The 18,796-nt window shown below is 69.1% G+C and carries 15 protein-coding genes; 5 read left to right on the top strand and 10 right to left on the bottom strand.

Going from position 1 to position 18,796, the window contains the following annotated elements; genetic code table 11:
* Positions 1-4: 4 nt before the first annotated feature.
* The 4 genes from MTAB308_RS22250 to MTAB308_RS22235 all read left to right on the top strand — a co-directional run bounded on the left by MTAB308_RS22250 (position 5) and on the right by MTAB308_RS22235 (position 4,824).
* A complete protein-coding gene (locus MTAB308_RS22250) occupies positions 5-1,984 on the top strand; it encodes an acetyl/propionyl/methylcrotonyl-CoA carboxylase subunit alpha (RefSeq protein WP_077102218.1) in 1,980 nt (659 codons plus the stop codon).
* A complete protein-coding gene (locus MTAB308_RS22245; protein ID WP_077102215.1) occupies positions 1,981-3,156 on the top strand; it encodes an acyl-CoA dehydrogenase family protein in 1,176 nt (391 codons plus the stop codon). Before MTAB308_RS22250 ends, MTAB308_RS22245 begins: the two co-directional genes overlap by 4 nt.
* A 10-nt stretch (positions 3,157-3,166) precedes the next feature.
* Positions 3,167-4,099 carry an enoyl-CoA hydratase family protein gene (locus MTAB308_RS22240; RefSeq protein ID WP_077102213.1) on the top strand — a complete coding sequence of 311 codons (933 nt, stop codon included), beginning with the start codon at positions 3,167-3,169 and terminating at the stop codon, positions 4,097-4,099.
* A 113-nt stretch (positions 4,100-4,212) separates the two neighbouring features.
* Positions 4,213-4,824: a DUF1707 SHOCT-like domain-containing protein gene (locus MTAB308_RS22235; RefSeq protein WP_173842216.1), complete on the top strand. Its 612-nt coding sequence runs from the start codon at positions 4,213-4,215 to the stop codon at positions 4,822-4,824.
* A 45-nt stretch (positions 4,825-4,869) separates the two neighbouring features.
* Here the strand turns inward: MTAB308_RS22235 and MTAB308_RS22230 are convergent, their stop codons facing one another.
* The 7 genes from MTAB308_RS22230 to MTAB308_RS22200 all read right to left on the bottom strand — a co-directional run bounded on the left by MTAB308_RS22230 (position 4,870) and on the right by MTAB308_RS22200 (position 13,888).
* Complete coding sequence (locus MTAB308_RS22230) at positions 4,870-5,718, bottom strand: aldo/keto reductase (protein WP_077102211.1); 849 nt, start codon at positions 5,716-5,718, stop codon at positions 4,870-4,872.
* 59 nt (positions 5,719-5,777) lie between these two features.
* A complete protein-coding gene (locus MTAB308_RS22225; RefSeq protein ID WP_077102209.1) occupies positions 5,778-7,760 on the bottom strand; it encodes a vWA domain-containing protein in 1,983 nt (660 codons plus the stop codon).
* A complete protein-coding gene (locus MTAB308_RS22220) occupies positions 7,753-9,147 on the bottom strand; it encodes a sigma 54-interacting transcriptional regulator (RefSeq protein ID WP_077102207.1) in 1,395 nt (464 codons plus the stop codon). The genes MTAB308_RS22225 and MTAB308_RS22220 overlap by 8 nt, the downstream gene beginning before the upstream one ends.
* A 41-nt stretch (positions 9,148-9,188) precedes the next feature.
* A complete protein-coding gene (gene purH, locus MTAB308_RS22215) occupies positions 9,189-10,757 on the bottom strand; it encodes a bifunctional phosphoribosylaminoimidazolecarboxamide formyltransferase/IMP cyclohydrolase (protein WP_077102205.1) in 1,569 nt (522 codons plus the stop codon).
* Entirely contained in the window at positions 10,754-11,383 is a 630-nt protein-coding gene (gene purN, locus MTAB308_RS22210) for a phosphoribosylglycinamide formyltransferase (RefSeq protein ID WP_077102203.1), read from the bottom strand. Before purN ends, purH begins: the two co-directional genes overlap by 4 nt.
* Positions 11,384-11,527: 144 nt before the next feature.
* The gene (locus MTAB308_RS22205) at positions 11,528-12,904 is read right to left on the bottom strand and encodes a cell division protein PerM (RefSeq protein WP_077102201.1); all 1,377 of its coding nucleotides are present in this window, start codon (positions 12,902-12,904) and stop codon (positions 11,528-11,530) included.
* Positions 12,905-12,943: 39 nt separating this feature from the next.
* Complete coding sequence (locus MTAB308_RS22200; RefSeq protein WP_077102199.1) at positions 12,944-13,888, bottom strand: DUF5336 domain-containing protein; 945 nt, start codon at positions 13,886-13,888, stop codon at positions 12,944-12,946.
* A gap of 222 nt (positions 13,889-14,110) precedes the next feature.
* On the opposite strand from MTAB308_RS22200, the gene MTAB308_RS22195 reads away from it, so the two are divergent.
* On the top strand, positions 14,111-14,959 hold the full coding sequence (locus MTAB308_RS22195; protein ID WP_077102197.1) for an LLM class F420-dependent oxidoreductase: 849 nt from the start codon (positions 14,111-14,113) through the stop codon (positions 14,957-14,959).
* A 10-nt stretch (positions 14,960-14,969) separates the two neighbouring features.
* On the opposite strand, the gene MTAB308_RS22190 is transcribed toward MTAB308_RS22195, so the two are convergent.
* The 3 genes from MTAB308_RS22190 to sucC form a co-directional block, all read right to left on the bottom strand.
* The gene (locus tag MTAB308_RS22190; protein WP_077102195.1) at positions 14,970-16,499 is read right to left on the bottom strand and encodes an acetyl-CoA acetyltransferase; all 1,530 of its coding nucleotides are present in this window, start codon (positions 16,497-16,499) and stop codon (positions 14,970-14,972) included.
* A 66-nt stretch (positions 16,500-16,565) separates the two neighbouring features.
* A complete protein-coding gene (gene sucD, locus MTAB308_RS22185; RefSeq protein ID WP_066915447.1) occupies positions 16,566-17,468 on the bottom strand; it encodes a succinate--CoA ligase subunit alpha in 903 nt (300 codons plus the stop codon).
* Between the two features lie 16 nt (positions 17,469-17,484).
* Positions 17,485-18,666, bottom strand: coding sequence for an ADP-forming succinate--CoA ligase subunit beta (gene sucC / locus MTAB308_RS22180; protein ID WP_077102193.1), 1,182 nt, complete (start codon positions 18,664-18,666; stop codon positions 17,485-17,487).
* Positions 18,667-18,796 lie beyond the last annotated feature (130 nt).

Genomic DNA, 18,796 nt, shown 5'->3' with positions numbered 1-18,796 from the left:
CCCGATGGTTACTCGAGTGCTGGTCGCCAACCGCGGCGAGATCGCCCGGCGCGTGTTCGCCACCTGCCGCCGGCTGGGCCTGGGCACCGTCGCCGTCTACACCGACCCCGACGCCGCCGCGCCGCACGTGGCCGAGGCCGACGCGCGGGTGCGGCTGGAAAAGACGAACGACTATCTCAACGCCGAGGCGATCATCGCCGCCGCCCGCGCCGCGGGTGCCGACGCGGTGCATCCCGGCTACGGGTTCCTTTCCGAGAACGCCCATTTCGCGGCCGCCGTGCTGCAGGCGGGCCTGACCTGGGTGGGGCCGCCGGTGGATGCGGTGCGGGCGATGGGCTCCAAGATCGAGTCCAAGAAACTGATGGCCGCCGCCGGGGTTCCGGTACTCGACGAACTCGACCCTGACGCCATCACCGAGGCGCAGCTGCCGGTACTGGTCAAGGCCTCGGCGGGCGGCGGCGGCCGCGGGATGCGGGTAGTCCACGAATTGTCTTCGCTCGCCGGCGAAGTCGAGGCCGCCCGGCGTGAGGCGCAGTCGGCATTCGGCGACCCGACCGTCTTCTGCGAGCGTTACCTGCCCACCGGTCATCACATCGAGGTCCAGGTCATGGCCGACACCCACGGCACCGTCTGGGCCGTCGGGGAGCGGGAGTGCTCGATTCAGCGCCGCCACCAAAAGATCATCGAGGAGGCCCCCTCGCCGCTGGTCGAGCGCGTTCCCGGGATGCGGGCCAAGCTGTTCGACGCGGCCCGGCTGGCCGCCTCCGCGATCGGCTACACGGGCGCCGGGACGGTGGAGTTCCTCGCCGACGATGACGGGGAGTTCTACTTCCTGGAGATGAACACCCGCCTGCAGGTCGAGCACCCGGTGACCGAAGAGACCACCGGGCTCGACCTGGTCGAGCTGCAGCTCACGATCGCCGAAGGTGGCCGGCTCGATGCCGAACCCCCTACCGCCCGGGGGCATTCGATCGAGGCCCGGCTCTACGCCGAGGACCCCGCCCGCGGCTGGCAGCCCCAGGCCGGCGTCATGCACGCGATCGACGTACCGGCAGTGCGAACCGAGTTCACCTCGTTGGGTCACCGGACCGGCATCCGCCTGGACTCCGGGATCGTGGACGGAGTCACCGTGTCGATCCACTACGACCCGATGCTGGCCAAGGTCATCTCCTACGCCCCGACGCGCCGGCAGTCGGCGCTGGTCCTCGCCGACGCGCTGGCCCGCGCCCGCCTGCACGGCGTGCGCACCAACCGCGAGCTCCTGGTCAACGTGCTGCGCCACCCCGCGTTCCTCGACGGCGCCACCGACACAGCGTTTTTCGACACGCACGGCCTGGACAAGTTGTCGGCGCCCCTGGCCGACGCCGCGGGCGTACGGTTGTCCGCAATCGCCGCCGCCCTGGCCGACGCCGCCCACAATCGCGCTGTCGCCCCCGTCCTCGGCCCGGTCCCCAGCGGCTGGCGAAACCTCGCCTCGGGGTGTCAGGTCAAGACCTATCGCGACGACAGCGACACCGAGCAGCATGTCGAATACCGGTTCACCAGGACCGGATTGACGCTGCCGGGCGACGCGACGGTGCGGCTGGTTTCCGCTACGGCGGACCGGGTCACCCTCGCCGACGACGGGGTGGAGCACACCTTCGCGGTCGCCCGACACGGTGACGACGTCTATGTCGACTCGGCACGCGGACCCGTTCACCTAATCGCGCTGCCCCGGTTCCCGGAGCCGGGTTCGACCGTGGAAAAGGGTTCCCTGGTGGCGCCCATGCCCGGCAACGTCATTCGCCTCGGCGCCGCGATCGGCGACACCGTCACCGCCGGGCAGCCACTGATCTGGTTGGAGGCGATGAAGATGGAACACACCATCACCGCGCCCTCCGACGGCGTGCTCGCCGAGCTCAACGTCGAAACCGGTCAGCAAGTCGAAGTGGGCGCCGTCCTGGCGCGAGTGGAAGCGCCCCAACCAGAAGGAGATGGACAGTGACCGACAGCAGCTTCATCGAGAACGAGGAGCGCCGGGCGCTGCGCAAGGCGGTGTCCGAGTGGGCGGCTAACTACGGCAGCGAGTACTACCTCGAGAAGGCCCGCGCGCACGAGCACACCACCGAATTGTGGTCGGAGGCAGGCAAACTCGGCTTCCTCGGAGTGAACCTTCCCGAGGAGTACGGCGGCGGCGGCGCCGGAATGTACGAGCTGTCGCTGGTGATGGAAGAGATGGCGGCCGCGGGCAGCGCGCTGCTCCTGATGGTGGTGTCGCCCGCCATCAACGGCACCATTATCAGCAAGTTCGGCACCGAGGAGCAGAAGAAGCGCTGGATCCCCGCCATCGCCGATGGCTCGCTGACGATGGCGTTCGCCATCACCGAGCCCGACGCCGGCTCCAACTCGCACAAGATCACCACGACCGCCCGCCGCGACGGCGGCGACTGGATCCTCAAGGGGCAGAAGGTCTACATCTCCGGCATCGACCAGGCGCAGGCGGTGCTGGTGGTGGCACGCGCCTTCAAAGAGGGAGGGGCCAAGTCCGAATCTCTCCGCCCGGCGCTGTTCGTGGTGCCCACCGACGCGCCCGGCTTCACCTACACCCCGATCGAGATGGAGCTGATCAGCCCCGAACGCCAATTCCAGGTCTTCCTCGACGACGTCCGGCTGCCCAGCGATGCTCTGGTCGGGGCCCAAGACGCCGCCATCGCACAGCTTTTCGCCGGCCTGAATCCCGAACGCATCATGGGAGCGGCCAGCTCGGTGGGTATGGGACGCTTCGCCCTGAACAAGGCCGTCGACTACGTCAAGACCCGCCAGGTCTGGTCCACTCCCATCGGCGCGCACCAGGGCTTGTCACACCCGTTGGCGCAGTGCCACATTGAGGTCGAACTCGCCAAACTGATGATGCAGAAGGCCGCGACGCTCTACGACAACGGCGACGACGCGGGCGCTGCCGAGGCGGCGAACATGGCCAAGTACGCGGCGGCCGAGGCGGCCACCCGCTCGGTCGACCAGGCCGTTCAATCGATGGGCGGCAACGGGCTGACCAAGGAGTACGGCGTGGCGGCCATGCTCGCCTCGGCCCGGCTCGGGCGCATCGCCCCGATCAGTCGCGAGATGGTGCTGAACTTCGTCGCGCAGACTTCGCTGGGCCTGCCCCGAAGCTACTGAAGCCCCGCCGATGGACACGCTTGTCGAATACGCCGGCCCGGCCGACACCGGCGGCCCCTTCGCGCGGCTGACGCTGAACTCACCGCACAACCGCAACGCCCTTTCCACCGCCCTGGTCAGCCAACTGCACCAGGGCCTGCGTGACGCCGCGGCCGATCCCGCGGTGCGGGTCGTGGTGTTGGGCCACACCGGCGGCACCTTCTGCGCCGGGGCGGACCTCAGTGAGGCCGCCCGTGGCGATCGCGAGGGCGGCGAAGCCGGGCGAAGCGGGTCGCCACCATCTGCCCGTGGCGATCGCGAGGGCGGCGAAGCCGGGCGAAGCGGGTCGCCACCATCTGCCCGTGGCGATCGCGAGGGCGGCGAAGCCGGGCGAAGCGGGTCGCCACCATCTGCATTCGACATGGCCGTGGCCCGGGCCCGCGAAATGACCGCGCTGCTGCGCGCCATCGTCTCCGCGCCGCTGCCGGTGATCGCAGCCGTCAACGGGCATGTCCGGGCCGGCGGCTTCGGGTTGGTCGGCGCCTGCGACATCGTGGTCGGCGGCCCGCGCTGCACCTTCGCGCTGACCGAGGCCCGGATCGGCGTCGCCCCGTCGATCATCTCGCTGACGCTGCTGCCGAAGATCTCGGCGCGGGCCGCGGCGCGCTACTACCTCACTGGCGAGACGTTCGGTGCGGTGGAAGCCGCGGAGATTGGCCTCATCACGATGGCGGTCGACGACGTCGACGCCGCGGTGGAGAAGTTGGTAGCCGACGTGAGCCGCGGTTCGCCGCAGGGGCTTGCCGCGTCGAAGGCGCTGACCACCGCCGCCGTGCTGGAGGGCTTCGACCGCGACGCCGAACGGCTCACCGAGGAGTCGGCCAGGCTGTTCGCGTCCGACGAAGCCCGCGAAGGCATGCTGGCGTTCCTGCAGAAGCGCCCGCCTAGTTGGGCAAACGTCTAACGGGCCGCGCGACCTGCGCAAAAGACCCCGAGGCAGGGGCCCGACGTGGGAAGAACGTTGCAGTTTAGCCAACCCACTTGCAGCAAAACTTCTACGTCGTACGCTCGTGGATGATGAGCAACTCCGCGCAGCGCGATACCCGCGATCCCCAGGACACGCGTGACGAATCGTCGCGCGCGGCCGATACGGATCGCATTCAGGTCGCGCAGCTGCTGGCGTATGCGGCCGAGCAGGGCCGGTTGCAGCTGAAGGATTACGAGGACCGCCTGACGCGGGCGTACGCCGCGACCACCTACGAGGAACTCGACGAGCTGCGGGCCGATCTGCCCGGCGCGATGCTGAGCCCGCGCAGGGGCGGCAAACCCAATCCGGCGCCGTCGATGTTGCTGCTGGCGTTGATGAGCAATTTCGAGCGGCGCGGCCGGTGGAACGTCCCGAAGAAGCTCACCACCTTCACCTTCTGGGGAACCGGAGTGGTGGACCTGCGTTACGCCGACTTCACCTCCACCGAGGTCGACATCCACGCGATCTCGATCATGGGCGCGCAGAACATCCTGCTGCCGCCCGAGGTCAATGTCGAGATCCACGGGCACGGCGTGATGGGCGGCTTTGACCACAGCGTGCTCGGCGAGGGGACGCCCGGCGCGCCGAAGGTCAACATTTACGGATTCTCGTTGTGGGGCGGTGTGGGCATCAAGCGCAAGGCGCGGCGCCCCCGCGGGTAGCTTCTTCCGGAAGCCTTGCGGCGCAGGCGCTCCGCCGGGCGTTGCTCAGCCCGGCACGTAGTCGAACTTGTCGGGGTTGGGGCCCCGCCTGCCCGCTTCGCCCTTGTCCAGCGCCGAGATCGCCGCCATGTCCGAATCGTCCAGTTCGAAGTCGAATAGCTCGAAGTTGGCCTGGATGCGTTCCGGCGTCACCGATTTGGGAAAGACGACGTCGCCGCGCTGGATGTGCCAGCGCAACACCACCTGCGCCGGCGATTTGCCGCGGGCGTCGGCGATGCGGTTGATCTCGGGATCGCCGAGCACCTTGCCTTGGGCGATCGGCGACCACGCCTCGGTGACGATGCCATGATCGCGGCCGTAGGTGCGCACCTGCTCATTGCCGAAGTACGGATGCACCTCGATCTGGTTGACCGCCGGGACGGTCTCGGTTTCCGCGGCGAGCCTTTCCAGATGCGCGGTCTGGAAGTTCGAAACTCCGATGCTGCGGGCGCGGCCGTCCTTGGCGAACTCTTCGAGGACTTTCCAGGTGGAGACGAAGTCGCCGCCATAGAGCGTGGGCAGTGGCCAGTGAATGAGGAACAGGTCGACGTAATCGGACTGTAAGGCCTCGAGGGTCGTGTCGAAGGCGCGGCGCGCATCGTCGGGCTTGTGAAAGCCGTTGTTCAGCTTGCTGGTAACGAACACCTCGGAGCGGTCGAGCCCGGCGTCGCGGATGCCCTGGGCCACTTCCTTCTCGTTTCCATACATCTCCGCGGTGTCGATGTGCCGGTACCCGATCTCGAGGGCGCGCTTGACGGCCGCCGCGGTCTCCTCGGGCTTGATCTGGAACACGCCGAAGCCCAGTTGCGGGATGCTCACACCATCGTTGAGTTCGATCGTTGGAACCTTGCTCATGCATCTCCTCCTTCTTCGCCCGACAACCCGGTCGGGGAAGCATCTATTCCACTGAGGGATTAGCGGCGGCGCCGAGACCGCAGATAGTCACCCACCACGGCGGCGCCCAGTCCGTCGACATCGGGGACCACGACGCGCCCCTCCACGCGCCGGGCGACCTGGTCGATAAACCGGGCCAGGCCGGGGTCGTCGCCGAGCCGGAAGATCGTCACCTGCGCGCCGAGCCTTGCCATGTCGTCGAATCCCCGCACGGTGTGGGCGATGGTCCGCGGGTGCGGCGGGTAGTCGAAGAAAACCGCGGAGCCATCACCGTCGAAATCCTCCAGGTGCGCGGTCGGCTCGCCGTCGGTCACCACCAGCACGACGGGCTGCGCGTTGGGGTGCCGGCGCAGGTGGCGACCCGCGAGCGCCAGCGCATGATGCAGGTTGGTGCCCTGCTCGTAGACACCTTCCAGGCCGGTGAGCTCGGCGGCCGTCACGGTCCGGGCGTATCGGCCAAAGGCGATGATCTGCAAGGCATCCGAACGAAAACGGGTGCACACCAGGTGGTTGAGTGCGAGCGCCGTCTGCTTCATCGGCAGCCAGCGATTCTCCATCACCATCGAAAACGAGGTGTCCACCAACAACGCCACGGCGGCCTGCGTGCGCGTTTCGGTCTCGGAGACCTCGACGTCGTCGACGGTGATCCGGATGGGACCGACAGGATCTTTGACGGTCGCCGTCCCCGACTGCCGCAGCACCGCGTTCGTCAGCGTGCGGGAGATGTTCCACGGCTCGGTGTCACCGAATTGCCAGGGCCGGGTGGCACCGGTCAGCTCACCGGCGGCCCCGGCGCGCCGGTGATCCCGCTCGCCGCGGCGCCCGGAAAGCTGTTGCACCACATCGCGTAACGCCGTCTCGCCCAGCCTGCGCATCGCTTTGGGGGAGAGGCGCCACTGTCCGTCGGAACCGCGGTCCAGGAACCCCTGATTGACCAGCGCCCGTTCGAGTTCGGCGAGGGTGCGGGCATCGATGGCCGCCTGGTCGCCGAGTTGGCGTGCCAGCGCGTCGAGGTCGACGTCGTCCATGGTGGCGCCGGGATAGCTCTGCGACAGCTGCTCGGCCAGCTGCTCCAGCTCGGCGATGTCCGAGATCGCCTGCGTGCCCTCGCCCATGCCGAACGGGTTGTCTCCGGAGAATTGCTCGGACCCGGTCCAGTCTTCACCGGGCCGCGCCGCCTGCAGGTGCGCATCGAGGCGTCCCAATGCTTCCATCAACGCCGGTGACCCAAATGCCTGCTGCGCCAAGGCATCCAGCTCGGCGCGCTGATCGGGGCTCAGGCTGTTGCGGAAGCGCTGTGCCGCGGCCGCGCGCTTGGCCAGCGAGTCGAGCAGCTCCTCGACATTGCGCGGGTTCTCCGGGAAGAACTCGCCGTGCTTGTCCATGAATTCTTCGAAGTCCTGTTGCGAGTCCTGGCCGCGGGCGTGCTTGTCCAGCAGCTGGTTGAGGTCGTCCAGCATCTCGTTGACCCGCTGGCGATCCTCGTCGGTGGCGCCCTCCAGCGCCTGCTTCATGCCGGCGAAGCGTTGGTCCAGCATCTCGCGGCCGAGCAAATCCCTGATCTGCTCGTACTTTTCGCGGGCCTCGTCGCTGCGCCAGTCGTAGTCGGACAGCTCCTGCACGGCCTTCGCCGGCGAGGCGGGCAACGCGTCCAGTTGCAGCTCGCCGAAGCGGGCGTCGTCGTCCAGCGCGCGGGCCAACTCCTTGCGCTCGGCCAGCACGGCCTCGTCGAGCAGCTTCTTGATCTCTTGCAGGGTGCCGTCCAAGTTGTTGCGGCGCAACAGGTCCCGTCGCCGCTTGTTCGCCTCGGCCGCCAGCCGGTCGGCCCCGGGCATGTTCTTGGTGCCGCGGCGCAGCAACTCGGACAGCGCACGCCGTGGTGAGGTGCCGGCCATCACGTCCTGACCGATCTGTTCGAGCGCCTCGCGCAGATCCACCGGCGGCGCCAGCGGGTCGGGCCCGCCGGTGTAGGCCGAGTACCGCGACGAATGCCCCCTAGCCATAGACGGTTTGGCCCTCCCCGGACACCTTGTCGATCCGCTTCGCCAGATACAGCGCCTCCAGCGCCAGTTCCAGCGCCGCGGCGCGCTCGCCTTCGGATTCGGCGTGCAGCTTGGCCGCGATCTTGTCGACGACCGGCAGGTTCGGCACCGCGGCCAGCACGTCCTTGGCCGACACCCGTTCGCCCGTCGTGACCGCCGAACCGCCCTCGACCGCGGCCACCAAGGCGCCGACGTCGATTCCGCCGAGCACCCTGGCCGCGGTGTCGGCCGTCGCGCGCCGCAGCAGGTGCTCCAGCACGGCCTGTTCGCGGCCCTCTTCGCCGGACTCGAATTCCAGCTTGCCGCGCAGGACGTCGATCACCGTGTCCAGGTCGACCACCCGGGCCACCGGATCCGTCTCTCCCAGCACCGCGCCGCGGTGGCGGGCGGCGGCTGCGACGGTCTCAGCGGCGGCGATCGCGAACCGCGCCGACACCCCGGAGCGCTGATCGATCGAGTTGGACTCCCGCAGGTAGCGGGCGAACCGCGCGATCACCTGCATGAGGTAGTCGGGCACCTGGGCGCTCAGGTGGGCTTCCTGCGCGATCACGCCCACCTCGGCCTCGAGCTCCAGCGGGTAGTGGGTGCGGATTTCGGCGCCGAAGCGGTCTTTGAGCGGCGTGATGATGCGGCCCCGGTTGGTGTAGTCCTCCGGGTTGGCGCTGGCGACCACCAACACGTCCAGCGGCAGGCGCAGGGTGTAACCGCGGACCTGGATGTCGCGCTCCTCCATGACGTTGAGCATCGACACCTGGATGCGCTCGGCCAGGTCGGGCAGCTCGTTGACCGCGACGATGCCGCGGTGCGCGCGCGGGATCAGCCCGTAGGCGATGGTCTCGGGGTCACCAAGGCTGCGGCCCTCGGCGACCTTGATCGGGTCGACGTCACCGACCAGGTCGGCGACGCTGGTGTCGGGAGTGGCCAGCTTCTCGGTGTAGCGCTCGCTGCGGTGCTTCCACGCCACCGGCATGTCGTCGCCCAGCGTGGCGGCGCGGCGAATCGACTCCGGCGTGATCGGCCGGTACGGGTGCTCACCCAGTTCGGCCCCGTCGATCACTGGGGTCCACTCGTCGAGCAGCCCGGTCAGCGCGCGCAGCAGCCGGGTCTTGCCTTGGCCGCGTTCGCCCAGCAAAACGAAGTCGTGGCCCGCGATCAGCGCCCGCTCCAGCTGAGGCAACACGGTGTCCTCGAAACCCAGGATCCCGGGCCAGACGGCTTCACTATCCGCGCCGTCGGCGAGCCGCGTCAGCAGGTTTTCTCGGATTTCCTGTTTAACTCCCCGTTCGCGATGACCGGCGGCACGCAGTTCGCCGACGGTGCGGGGCAGGTTACTCGGTGATGGCACCACTCCACGCTACGCGTTGCCTCCAAGCCTCACGCGCCGAACGCTCAGTGAGCGAAGTGGCGGGCTCCGGTGAGGTACACGGTGACGCCGGCGTTGGCCGCTGCCGCGGTCACCTCGTCGTCGCGCACCGATCCGCCCGGATGCACCACCGCCTTCACCCCGGCGGCGGTCAGCGTCTCGAGCCCGTCGGGGAATGGGAAGAACGCATCGGAAGCCGCGACGGCGCCGCGGACCCGGTCGCCCCCGCGTTCGACGGCCAACCGGGCGGCGTCCACCCGGTTGACCTGGCCCATGCCCACGCCGATGGTCGCGCCGTCGGCCGCGATCACGATCGCGTTCGACTTGACCGCCCGGCAGGCGCGCCACGCAAAGACCAGGTCGGCCAGCGTGTTCGGGTCGGCCGGCGCTCCCGTCGCCAGCGTCCAGTTGGCCGGGTTATCGCCGTGCGCGTCGAGCTGGTCGCGCTGCTGGACCAGCAGCCCCCCGCTGATCGGGCGCAGCTCGGTGCCGCCGGCCAGCGGCTCGGAAGCCACCAGCACGCGGATGTTCTTCTTGCGCGTCAACGCGTCGACGGCGCCCGGCGCGTACGCGGGCGCGACGATCACCTCGGTGAAGATGGTGCTCACGTACTCCGCCATCTCGACGCTGACTTCGGTGTTGGCCGCGATCACCCCGCCGAAGGCGCTCAGCGGATCGCATTCGTGGGCCTTGCGGTGCGCGTCGGCGACCGAGACCGAGGAGATCGCGATGCCACAGGGGTTGGCGTGCTTGATGATCGCCACGCAGATCTCTTCGTGGTCGAAGGCGGCCCGCCAGGCCGCGTCCGCGTCGGTGAAGTTGTTGTAGGACATCTCTTTTCCGTGCAGCTGCTCGGCCTGCGCCAGGCCCGGCCACGCGCCGGGGTCGCTGTAGAGCGCCGCCTGCTGGTGCGGGTTCTCGCCGTAGCGCAGCGTCGCCGTGCGCCGCCAGCTGCCCGCCAACCACTGGGGAAAGTTCGTGGGCGGATGCTCGGGCGCCAGCGTCGACTCCATCCAGCCCGCCACCGCGATGTCGTAGTCGGCGGTGTGCTGAAACGCCAACGCGGCCAGCCTCTTCCGCTCGGCGAGGGTGAATCCGCCGCTGCGCACCGCGGCGAGCACGCCGTCATAGCCGAGCGGGTCGGTGACCACCGCCACGCTGGGGTGATTCTTCGCGGCCGCCCGGACCATCGATGGTCCACCGATGTCGATCTGTTCGACGCACTCGTCGATGCCCGCGCCGGAGTCGACCGTCTCGCTGAACGGATACAGGTTGACCACGACGAGCTCGAACGCCGCGATCCCGAGCTGTTCGAGCGCCGCTTGGTGCTCGGGTTTGCGCAGGTCGGCCAGCAGGCCGGCGTGCACCCGCGGGTGCAGCGTCTTGACCCGGCCATCGAGCACTTCGGGGAAGCCGGTCAATTCCTCGACGCGGGTAACCGGAATCCCTTTGTCCGCAATGGTCTTCGCGGTCGAGCCGGTCGACACGATCTCCACGCCCGCCGCGGCCAGTCCCTGGGCGAGTTCGATCAGCCCGGACTTGTCGTACACGCTGATCAACGCGCGGCGAATCGCCCTTCTTGACTCGTCGCTCATCCTATGGTCGCCTTTCGTCCGGTCCAGGTCACGCCGCGCGTCGCGATCGCGGCCACTACGTCCACCAACAGTCGCCGCTCGACGACCTTGATGCGTTCATGCAGGGTCTCTTCCGTGTCGCCGTCGAGCACCGGGATGGGCTCCTGGGCCAATATCGGCCCGGTGTCCATGCCGGCGTCTACCAGGTGCACCGTACAGCCGGTGACCTTCACACCGTAAGCCAGCGCGTCGGGGACGGCATGCGCCCCGGCGAACGCCGGCAGCAGCGCCGGATGCGTGTTGAGGGTGCGCCCGTAGAATCGTGAAAGGAATTGCGGCCCAAGTATTTTCATAAAACCAGCGGAGACGATGAGATCGGGCGAGTGGGCGGTGGTGGCTTCGGTGATGGCCGCGTCCCACGCCGCGCGGTCGGCGTAATCGCCGAGGCGAGCGGTGAACGTCGGCAGGGATGCCGCCGCCGCGACCTCGGTGGCCCGGCATTCGCGATCCACGCCGACGGCGACCACTCGCGCCGGGTAGTCACCTGCGGCCGCTTCGATCAGGGAGCCCAGCAGCGAACCGGTGCCCGAGGCGAGCACCACCACCCGCGCCGGCGCGCTCGGGGGCACGTGGAGCGGTTGGGGCACAACGGCGAGCCTAGTCGGGCGACGATGCGCGCCGGCACGGCACGCGGTGGGGCCCGACAACCCGATCTGGTCAGGCGACGATGCGTCGAGCCTGCGGCCAGCGCGAAATCGCCCGGCGTGTCCGCGCGCGCAGCGCAGGCTCGATCATGCCGGCGGCGGTTCGTCGTCGGCGGCGGGCTCCTCGGGGGCCATCTCGTCCTCGTCGACGGGGTCGCCGACCGACTGGTCGGCGGAGTCGCCGGCCGGCTCGTCGTGCGGCGCATCACCCGGTTCGTCTTCCGGCTCGCCTTCGGGCTCATCGAAGACCGCCGCAAAATCCGCCGGCTCCTCGGCCGCCGGGACGGGTGCGCGTCGCCTGGTCCGCCTGAGTCGCACGGGCCGGATCCCGCCGGTCATCACGACCGTGACGCCGCCGACGACCGCGAACCAGAAGAACACGCCGCCCAGCAAGGTCGCCTGGTCGACGCCGACATGGCCGAAATTGCCGAGCCGTCCGCTGCCGCCGTAGGCGAGCAGGGACATCGCCAACGCACCGACAACGGAGGCGACCAGCAGTTTGGCCATCGCCGGGAACAGCGGCAGCGCGCGCCGGGCGCATTGCTGCCCGACCGCTACGCCCGAGGACGCGCCGACGATGAGCAGCGCGACCCACACCGGCCCCAGCGGCGGGGTGGGGACCGCGGCCAGGATCGGCAGTGCCGGGATGTCACCGCCGAAGACGGTAAAGGAACTGAACGTCGCGAAGCCGAGGTGGGCGCTGGATCCGACGGCGACCGCCGACGTGCCGACGATGACGTTGGGCGCGTACAACACGGACAGCACGGTGAGGCTGAACTGGCCGAAGATCGAATCGGTGATCCCGTAGAGCTCCTGCATCGTCGACCAGTGCACGATCAGCGAGCCCGCGGTCACCAGCCCGGAGAGGCCGACCAACGCCAGCACACCGGCCACCGCGGCGCGCAGCGAGTCACCGAGCCAATTGGGCAGCGGGGACGCCGCCAGCGCCCGCCGCCCCACCCGGGACCAGACGCCGATCGCGGCGCCGATGGCGTGCACCACCAGCACGCTCGCGAACGCGCGCAGGGCGCTGGGCGTCTGCAGCTCGGTAATCACCGACGACGCGTCGTGGATGACCGCCAGCGCGATCGCCGTCAGCAACAGGGGGCCGCCCAGCGCCGAGGCGATCACCCAGCGGACCACCAGCCACGACGAAGACGCGGAGGTGGCCCGGGCGCTGCTGCGCGCGGTCCCCCACACCATCAGCAAGACGGGCAGCAGCGGCAGCACGCCCAGTTCGCGGCCACCGATCGAGATCGGCACCTGGTGCACCGCCAGCCACATGCTGGCGATGGCGCCCAACGCGCCGGTCATGTCGCTGTTGGCGATCAGCAGCTGCAGCAGGGTAACGGCGGCGACGACGCCCAACGCCACCACGGCCGGGCCGAATGCCACCCGGACAAGATCGCGCGCCTGGCGAGCGCTGGCTGCCCGGTCGTCCCCGCTTGCTGACACCCTTGTCACTCTTGGCGCACGTGCCCGACTACGCGCGAGGGCGCAGGCTTAGGAGGGCGCCGGCCCAGACGGTGATGACGGCGACTGTTGCTGTTCCTGACCGGGGGCCGACTGGCCGCCGGTGTGGCTCGCCTGGTCGGCCGGACCCGAACCGGCCTGGGACTCCGTGCCGCTCGCGGCGGAGGAGGGCGGCGGGCTGAAGCTGGGGAAGCCGGTGGGCGGCGTCGAGGGCCCGTGCTGCTGGGCGCCCGGCTGCGGCTGGGCGCCGAACCCACCGGTCGACGTGGGGATCGCCGCCTGCGTCGGGGCCTGGCTCTGCGGATAGCCGCCGTACTGCGAGCCATACGAGGAAGGCTGCGGTGTCTCCTGCTGGTGGGACTGGTGCCCGGCGTGCTGCTGGGCACCCGGCTGACCGTAGTACGACGGCTGCTGCTGCCCGTACTGACCGTACTGGCCGTACTGCCCGTACTGCCCGTATTGCGCGTACGGGTCGTACTTGGGCCGCGGCGCGGGCGCCGTGATGACCCCGGCGTCCAGCAGCAACGTGCCCACGGCGGCGAAGGCCTGAATAATGCTGCAACCGACCAACGGCCACATCGCCCACCCGATGCCGAATCCGGCGGGCGTGTTGACGGTCTCGGTGATGGCCAGCAGCGCGCCCAACACGGCGACCACCGCGACGATTCCCACATAACTCTTGGCCTTGGGCAGCAAGCCGATCGCCGCCAGCAGGGCGGCCAGCACCGCGACGATGACCGCGGTGCCGGCGTCACCGGCCCGTCCGCCGCCGGGGCCGAGGTCGGCGCCGATGACGAACGTCGGCCCGAAATTGAGCAAATAGACCGCGATCCCGAGGACCACGACCGCGATGTTCAACACCAGCGGAAGCTTGCTGTCGCCGTCGTCGGTCTTGGCGAAGGACGGTGTGGCGCCTGCGTAGGAGCCGCCGGGCTGCGCGGGTTGATATCCGGGACCACCGGGCGAATACGTCATGACTCCTCCTGTTGCTTCTTAGCGGCGCCACATTGCAGTGCGACGCTGTGCTTCCAGGCGCGCCCCAGCGGAACACCTTCCCCATGTTGCGTTGCGGCGCGATCGACCAACCACGCTAGCGCACCTTGGGGCGGCGGTGCCGGAGCCACCGGCCTGTCGGCGCGACCAGCGCCGACAGGCGCCGCTTGCCGAGCACAGGTAGAACACGTTCTAATCCTGTGCATGGATTACGGCCTCGTGCTTTTCACCAGTGACCGCGGCATTTCCCCGGCGACAGCGGCCAAGCTCGCCGACGACCACGGTTTCCAGACGTTCTACGTGCCCGAACACACCCACATCCCGGTCAAGCGCGAGGCCGCCCATCCCACGACCGGCGACGCGTCGCTGCCCGACGACCGCTACATGCGCACGCTAGACCCGTGGGTAAGTCTGGGCGCCGCATGCGCCGTCACGTCGCGGGTGCGCCTCTCGACGGCGGTGGCGCTGCCCGTCGAGCACGACCCGATCACGTTGGCGAAAAGCATTGCGACGCTTGACCACCTGTCGGGCGGCCGGGTGAGCCTCGGCGTCGGCTTCGGGTGGAACACCGACGAGCTGGCCGACCACGGGGTGCCGCCCGGGCGGCGCCGGACCATGTTGCGCGAGTACATCGAGGCGATGCGGGCCCTGTGGACGGACGAAGAAGCCGCCTACGACGGCGAGTTCGTCAAGTTCGGGCCCAGCTGGGCCTGGCCGAAGCCGGTGCAGTCACACATTCCGGTGCTCGTGGGCGCGGCCGGCAACGAGAAGAACTTCAAGTGGATCGCCCGCAGCGCCGACGGCTGGATCACCACCCCGCGCGACTTCGACATCGACGAACCGGTCAAGTTGCTGCAGGACACCTGGGCGGCGGCCGGCCGTGATGGGGCCCCGCAGATCGTCGCCCTGGATTTCAAGCCGATCCCCGAGAAGTTGGCGCGCTGGGCCGAGCTGGGGGTGACCGAGGTGCTGTTCGGGCTGCCGGACCGCCCCGAGGACGAGATCGCCGCCTACGTGGAGCGGTTGGCCGGCAAGCTGGCCGCCCTGGTCTAGCGCGAGCGGGTCAGTTGATGAAGCAGCGGTTGCCGTAGTCGAAGGAGCGCACCCGGACGGTGCGCCCCAGGGGGTCGCCGTCGATCAGCAGCGCGAGCAGTTCGTCGTCTTCGGTGGTCGAGAGGAACCGGCTGCCGTCGTCGAGCTTGCCGATGATGATGCCGGTCGGGCGTCCGTCGTCGCGCCGCACCGTATACGTCTCGACGGTCCCGCGACCGTCGGCGGACTCGGTCACGGCCTGGGTCGGCCAGTCGGCGACCCGGGCTTGCAGCTCCGCGTTGCGATCCGCCTTCCATTCCACCGGAGCGGTGGAGTAAACCCCCACCGAGTACTTGCTCAGGATGCCACCGTTGGCGCCGACGAGGCCGAATTGCCCTGGCATGCTTCGCATTTGGGCGACAGTCTCGGCAACCGCATGCATGGAGTAGTTGTTGCCCGCCCCGCCGAAGAACGGCAGCCCGCCGGTCAACGTCAGGCCCCGCGGGTCGTCGGGCGCAATTCCCAAGCCGTCGCAGATGTTGAACACCGGCACCGGAAAGCAGCTGTAGAGGTCGAAGGTGGCGACGTCGTCGACTCCGATGCCGGCCATGCCCAGCGCCTCGCGCACCGCCATGACGGCCGACGGGGAGTGCCCGAGATCCGGGCGCTCCAGCAGCGGCTGCTCCTCGAGGTCAACGTGGCCATGCAGGTACACCCAGTTCTCCTCGGGCACCCCCAAAGAACGGGCGGCCCCGACCGACATCAGCAGCGCGGCCGCGCCCTGGTTGACCTGGTCACGCGCCACCATCAGCCGCGGGTAGGGCTCCGCGATCATCCGGTTGGCCTCGGTCACGGTGATCAGTTCGTCGACGGTGCGCTCGACCGGCGCGGCGGCGAACGGATTGCTGGCGGCGATCTTGGTGAAGGGCGCGAACAGCTCGGCCATCGCCCGCCGATATTCCGACGGACCCAGCCCCGTTGAGGCCCGCCGGGCGTTTTCCAGCAGCCCGTATTGGATCGGCGCGCTGGTGAGCCCGTGAATGACCGTGTAGCGCGAGATGAGTTTCTCGATGCCGTGACCGCGGTCCTCCAGGTCGCCGTCGACGGTCTCCGTGAAGTCGGGCTTGCGTTCGGCCTTCGCGAAGTGCCGCAGCGTCGAGGTCGCGTCGGACCCGAAGATGAGCGCCACCTGCGACCGGCCGGCCGCGATCTCCGCGGCCAGCTCGCTGATCAAATGCTGCGGCCCCTGGCCCCCGACGATCTCGAGGATCGCGCGCGCGGGCTTGGCCCCCACCCGCTTGGCCACCGAGCGCGGGTAGTTGTTCGACCGGCCCAGCACGGCCGAGGCGACGGGCCCGGAGATCTCGAATTGCCTGACACCGGCCACGGTGTCGACGGCCGCGGCAGCCGACCCGACGTCGGCCCCACAGTCGGCCAAGGCGGCCGAGGCGGCGGCGGCGGCCAACTCGACGGGTGACATCGCCCGGTAAGCGGGGTCGTCGATGCGCTCGGCGGCCTGCCCGACACCGACGACGACGGGCGTGCGCTCGTCAAGATTCATAGCTCCACTATCTACCGCAGCGGAACTGCGGCCCGCCCACCGGGGTCCGTCACGCGGCGGCAACCGCTACAGCGCCTTGAGAATCTCCCGGGCCAGCGCCGCCGTCTCCGACGGGGTCTTGCCCACTTTGACGCCGGCCGCCTCCAGGGCTTCCTTCTTGGCGGCCGCGGTGCCCGACGAGCCGGACACGATGGCGCCGGCGTGGCCCATCGTCTTGCCCTCGGGGGCGGTGAATCCGGCGACATACCCGACGACCGGCTTGGAGACGTGGGCCCTGATGTAGTCGGCGGCGCGCTCCTCGGCGTCGCCGCCGATCTCGCCGATCATCACGATGACCTTGGTGTCGGGGTCCTTCTCGAAGGCCTCGATGGCGTCGATGTGGGTGGTGCCGATCACCGGGTCCCCACCGATGCCAATAGAGGTCGAGAAGCCGAAATCGCGCAGCTCGTACATCATTTGGTAGGTCAGCGTGCCGGACTTGGACACCAGCCCGACCGGTCCCGAGCCGGTGATGTTGGCGGGGGTGATGCCCACCAGCGCCTCGCCCGGGGTGATGATGCCGGGGCAGTTCGGCCCGATGATGCGGGTCTTGCCGCCCTTCTCGACGTTGTACGCCCACGCAAACGCGCTGTCCTGCACCGGGATTCCCTCGGTGATGACCACCAGCAGCGGGATCTCGGCGTCGACGGCCTCGATGATGGCGTCCTTGGCGAACTTCGGCGGCACGAAGATGATCGACACGTCGGCGCCGGTCTTTTCCATCGCCTCGGCGACACCGCCGAACACCGGCAGCTTGACGATCCGCCCGCCCTTGTCCTCGTGCGTGACCGTGGTCCCCGCCTTGCGGGCGTTCACACCGCCCACGATCTGGGTGCCCGCCTTGAGCATTCGGGCCGTGTGCACGGTGGCCTCGCTGCCGGTGATGCCCTGGACGATGACCTTGTTGTCCTTATTCAGGAAGATCGACATTTTCAGAAGTCCTTTCTCAGGCGCTCGCCAGCTCGGCGGCCTTGTCGGCGGCCTCGTCCATCGTGGCCACCAGCGTCACCAGCGGGTGGTTGGCCTCGGTCAGGATGCGACGGCCCTCGTCGACGTTGTTGCCGTCGAGGCGCACCACCAGCGGCTTGTTGGCCTCGTCGCCGAGGATTTCCAGCGCCTTGACGATGCCGGTGGCCACCGCGTCGCAGGAGGTGATGCCGCCGAAGACGTTGACGAACACGCTCTTGACCTGTTGGTCGCCCAGGATCACGTCCAACCCGGCGGCCATCACCTCCGCCGAGGCGCCGCCGCCGATGTCCAGGAAGTTGGCCGGCTTGACTCCCCCGTGCTTCTCCCCCGCGTACGCGACGACGTCGAGGGTCGACATGACCAGGCCCGCGCCGTTGCCGATGATGCCGACGGCGCCGTCGAGCTTGACGTAGTTGAGGTGGTGTTCCTTGGCCTTGAGCTCCAGCGGATCGGTGGCCTCGCGGTCCTCGAACTCGGTGTGATCGGGGTGGCGGAAATCGGCGTTGGCGTCGAGCGTGACCTTGCCGTCCAGCGCCAGGATGCGGCCTGGGTCGTCCTCACCGAGTGAGGGCGTGCGCACCAGCGGGTTGACCTCGACCAGCGTCGCGTCCTCCGCGACGAAAAGCTCCCACAACTTGGAGATGGTGACCGCGGCGGCGTCGAGCACCTCGGCGGGCAGGTGACCCTGCTCGGCGATGGACCGGGCGGTCGCCTCGTCGACGCCCTTGACGGCGCTGACGGGGACCTTGGCGAGCCGGTCGGGCTTGGTGGCGGCGACTTCCTCGATCTCCATGCCGCCCTCGACCGAGCACATGGCCAGGTAGGTGCGGTTGGCGCGGTCGAGCAGGAAGGAGATGTAGTACTCCTCGGCGATGTCGCTGGCCTCGGCGACAAGCAGCTTCTTCACGACGTGGCCCTTGATGTCCAGGCCGAGGATGTTCTTGGCGTGCTGGTAGGCGTCTTCGGGTGTCGCGGCGTATTTGACGCCGCCGGCCTTACCGCGGCCGCCGACCTTGACCTGGGCCTTCACCATCACGGGGCGACCGATCTCCTCGGCGATGGCCCGGGCACCGTCGGCGGTGTCGGTCACCCGACCGGGCGTGCTCGGTACGTTGTGCTTGGCGAACAATTCTTTTGCTTGATACTCGAAAAGGTCCATGGGCTCACTGTCTTCGCTCGACTTGCTGCTAGGCCTGTACGTGGGCCCCGCGATGGGGGCAGCCGGAATCGGCGACTCGCACGGTGGCACTGTATCCACCCGTCGAACGCGTGCTACCGTCGCGTCCGCC

The sequence above is a fragment of the Mycobacterium terramassiliense genome (genome assembly GCF_900157385.1).
Taxonomy (GTDB): Bacteria; Actinomycetota; Actinomycetes; order Mycobacteriales; family Mycobacteriaceae; genus Mycobacterium; species Mycobacterium terramassiliense.
The sequence above is the reverse complement of the archived record's forward strand: the minus strand, read 5'-3'. Positions and strand labels throughout refer to the sequence as shown.